The organism is Arenimonas sp., assembly GCF_044348765.1.
Classification (GTDB): Bacteria; Pseudomonadota; Gammaproteobacteria; order Xanthomonadales; family Xanthomonadaceae; genus Arenimonas.
The window spans coordinates 1-3349 of sequence record NZ_JBIKSE010000074.1 but is presented as its reverse complement, the minus strand read 5'-3'; the positions used below and the strand labels follow the sequence as shown (position 1 = coordinate 3349).

Here is a 3349-nt window from a genome sequence, read left to right as displayed (position 1 = left end):
ACTCGCCGGGCGTATTGACCAGGGGGGTATGGGTCTTGCGAAGCAGTTCCGGTGAAAGCACATCGGGGTAATGGCCGAGCTGTGCATTCAGCCATATGGCCATATCGCCGATGCTGGCATTGATCCCAGCGGCCGGGGGTACGTGATAGTAATTTTCGTTTGGGGTACCGGAAACCCAAGCTTTGCCGCTGTAGTTGTGCGGACGCGCCCAATTGCCGGAGGCCATCAGGGAATCCCGGCCATAGGTAGCAGTTTCCATGCCCAGTGGAATGAATATCTTTTCTTCGACCTGGTGGGTGTAGAAGTCACCGGTGACGGCAAAAACCATGTCACCGATCAGGCTGTAGGCGATGTTCTGATAGCCATAGCATTCGCCGGGAGTACAGACCAACGGGGCATCGGAAAGCCGCTCGGCCAGCAGAGGGTAGGGTATTCTGTTTTCCAAATCGCGGTCGTAGGTGTTTTTAGCCAATCCGACCTGATGGCTGAGGATGTCGCTGACGGTCAATTTCTGGGAAGCACTGTAATCGCGGAGTTTGAATGCCGGCAGTTGTTTGGAGATCGGGGTGTCCCAACCGAGTGCCTGTTCTTCCACCAGAATGCCGGTCAGAGTTGCGGCAAATCCTTTCGAAAGCGAGGCCAGCCGGAAAATCGTATCGCTTCGGATCGGCTGGCCGGTCCGGACATCGGCGACACCGTAACCACGCGCGGACAGAACACGGCCGTCCTGAACCAGTGCCATGGCCATGCCCGGTATTTTCTTCTTTTGCATAAAGCTTTCGGCCAGGCGCTCCATTTCACGGGCATCGCCCTGCAGGTTGCGGACGCGGTCTGGATTGGCGCGCAGCACGGGCGCGGCTTGGCCGGTGTTACCGGTCGGTACCGGTTTGGGATTCTGGTTGACGGCCGGGGATAATCCGGTAGTTGCCAACAGGACAGTCACAGTGGCGAGGATTTTCGGGAATCGGCTGGACTTCGGCATCTTCGCGGGTCGTGGGCTGGATGAACCTAGTTTATCCTGAGCCGGCAGGGGACTCAATGAACGGCGAATAAAAGACGCCCGCAAGGTACAATAGGCGCATGCCCAACACCACAAGTCTCGCCGAACAGCTGCTGATCGCCATGCCCGGCATGGAGGATGGTTATTTTGCGCGCTCGGTGTCCTTGATTTGCCAGCATGATACCCAGGGTGCGATGGGTCTGGTTTTGAATCAGGATTCCGAGTTTACGCTGGGATCATTGTTCGATCAGCTCGGCATGCCTTGCCAGAATCCACGCCTACGCGCCGTCAATGTGCTCTCCGGCGGTCCGGTCAGTCCGGAGCGCGGATTTATCCTGCACAGTGATGGCCGAAGCTGGGATTCCAGCCTGCATTTGAGCAATGGATTGACTGTGTCCACCTCCCGCGACATTCTGACCGCGTTGGCGGCAGGCGAGGGTCCGGACCGATTTCTGGTGATGCTGGGCTATTCCGGGTGGTCGGCCGGGCAACTTGAAGACGAGCTGTCTGAAAATGCCTGGCTGAATGCGCCGGCTTCCGAAAATATCATTTTCGATGCCCCGATCACGGAGCGTTGGCAAGCAGCAGCGCAGCAAATCGGGGTCAATCTATCCCTGATGTCTAGTCATGCGGGACGTGCCTGATGGACGGGCAGCAGAACGGAATACTGACCCTGCTGGCCTTCGATGTCGGTGCCCGTCGCACCGGCGTGGCCGTAGGCAATAGCTTGTCGGGAAGCGCACGAGCACTCGGCATTCTGGAGGTGTTCGATGGCGGCCCTGATTGGCCGGTGCTGGATGCCTGGATGCGCGAATGGATGCCGAATGGGCTCGTGATCGGTAATCCGCTGACGCAGGACGGCGAAAATCAGCCGGCCCGCGATAAGGCGCTGCAGTTCGCACGTAGCCTGCAAAAACGCTACGGTAAACCGATCAGCCTGATGGATGAACGCAACACCTCGATTGAGGCGGCTCAGCGTTTTGCCGAAAGCCGTGCCCGTGGTGAAAGCAAGCGTCACCACGCCGACCAGCTCGATGCCTGGGCGGCGGTCATCATTCTGGAGCGTTGGTTCCAGCAACCCCATAACCGAACTGATCTGGACGCTATCGCATGAACCTGCCGCATCTGCTTTCCATAGCCGACCTTGAGTCCGGACAGCTCCAGGCCTTGTTGGACCGGGCGCAGACACTGCGCCCTCAGGCCCTTGGCGGATCGGGCCTTCGCGCCACGCTGCAGGGCAAGACCGTCTGTCCGTTGTTTTTCGAGGCCTCGACCCGGACCCGCAGCTCGTTCATGTTGGCCGCCGCCCGCCTTGGTGCCGATGTGCTGCCCTTCGATGTCGCCAATTCCAGCGGCATTAAGGGTGAAACCGCCATCGATACCATGCGCACGCTGGAGGCCATGGGCGTCGATTGCTTCGTCGTGCGTACCGCCATCGATGGTGAGTTGCATGCCTTGGTGGCGGCGGCCAGGTCGGAGACCCGTTTCATCAATGCCGGGGATGGCCGTAGCAACCACCCGACCCAGGGCCTGCTCGACATGCTGACCATCCGTCAGCACAAGGGCACGGATTTTTCACGCCTGAAAGTGGTGATAGCCGGTGACATCCTGCATTCGCGGGTTGCACGCTCAGGCCTGCAGGCCTTGAAAATGCTGGGTTGTGGCGAAATCCGCGTGTGCGGGCCCGATAGCCTGATGCCAACCGATGGCACACTGGACGGGTGCCATCGGCTGTCCCGCTTTGATGATGCCGTGGCCGGTGCCGATGTGCTGATGATGTTGCGCCTGCAACGCGAGCGCATGGAACAAGGTTTGGTCGATTCGTCCGAACGCTATTTCACCGACTATGGTCTGGATCCACGACGACTGGCGCTTGCCGCACCCGATGCCATGGTCATGCATCCCGGACCGATGAACCGTGGCGTGGAGATCGCCGATGCGGTTGCCGATGGCAATCAATCGGTCATTTTCGAGCAGGTCAGCAACGGCGTGGCCGTACGCATGGCGGTATTGCAGGCGGTCTTCGCCGCATGATTGCATTCCGTAATTTCGCGCTCCGGCGCGGCGAGCGTCTATTGCTTTCCAATATCGACCTGACCCTGCATGCCGGCACCCGTGTCGGCGTGGTCGGCCGTAACGGCTGTGGCAAGACCAGCCTGTTCGCGGCGGTACTCGGCGAGGTGGACGCTGACAAAGGCGATATCGACCTGCCGACCCGGTTACGTATTGCCAGCGTTGCCCAGGAAACCCCCTCCCTGCCGGACTCGGCGCTGGATTTCGTGCTCAGCGGCGACCAGGACGTGTTCGATGTCATCCGTGCCGAAGCTGCCGCCATGGATGCCGAAGATT

5 protein-coding genes are annotated in these 3349 nt (G+C 59.8%); 4 read left to right on the top strand and 1 reads right to left on the bottom strand.

The features are described from left to right. A partial coding sequence (locus ACIQ0Q_RS08470) for a serine hydrolase domain-containing protein (protein WP_395772503.1) occupies positions 1-982 on the bottom strand: 982 nt, incomplete at its 3' end. 98 nt (positions 983-1080) lie between these two features. Here ACIQ0Q_RS08470 and ACIQ0Q_RS08465 point away from each other — a divergent pair. The 4 genes from ACIQ0Q_RS08465 to ACIQ0Q_RS08450 all read left to right on the top strand — a co-directional run. Next, on the top strand, positions 1081-1644 hold the full coding sequence (locus ACIQ0Q_RS08465; RefSeq protein WP_395772502.1) for a YqgE/AlgH family protein: 564 nt from the start codon (positions 1081-1083) through the stop codon (positions 1642-1644). Further along, positions 1644-2114 (top strand): Holliday junction resolvase RuvX, encoded by a 471-nt coding sequence (ruvX, locus tag ACIQ0Q_RS08460; protein ID WP_395772501.1) that lies wholly within the window; start codon positions 1644-1646, stop codon positions 2112-2114. Before ACIQ0Q_RS08465 ends, ruvX begins: the two co-directional genes overlap by 1 nt. Then, the gene (locus ACIQ0Q_RS08455; protein WP_395772500.1) at positions 2111-3034 is read left to right on the top strand and encodes an aspartate carbamoyltransferase catalytic subunit; all 924 of its coding nucleotides are present in this window, start codon (positions 2111-2113) and stop codon (positions 3032-3034) included. Before ruvX ends, ACIQ0Q_RS08455 begins: the two co-directional genes overlap by 4 nt. Then, positions 3031-3349 (top strand): ATP-binding cassette domain-containing protein (locus tag ACIQ0Q_RS08450; RefSeq protein ID WP_395772499.1); only part of this gene is annotated, 319 nt, incomplete at its 3' end. The genes ACIQ0Q_RS08455 and ACIQ0Q_RS08450, both read left to right, overlap by 4 nt.

What these genes read in the sequence shown, in the direction of transcription:
- ACIQ0Q_RS08455 (WP_395772500.1), top strand. Translation starts at nt 2,111, where the DNA reads ATGAACCTGCCGCATCTGCTTTCCATAGCCGACCTTGAGTCCGGACAG.
- ruvX (WP_395772501.1), top strand. Translation starts at nt 1,644, where the DNA reads ATGGACGGGCAGCAGAACGGAATACTGACCCTGCTGGCCTTCGATGTC.
- ACIQ0Q_RS08465 (WP_395772502.1), top strand. Translation starts at nt 1,081, where the DNA reads ATGCCCAACACCACAAGTCTCGCCGAACAGCTGCTGATCGCCATGCCC.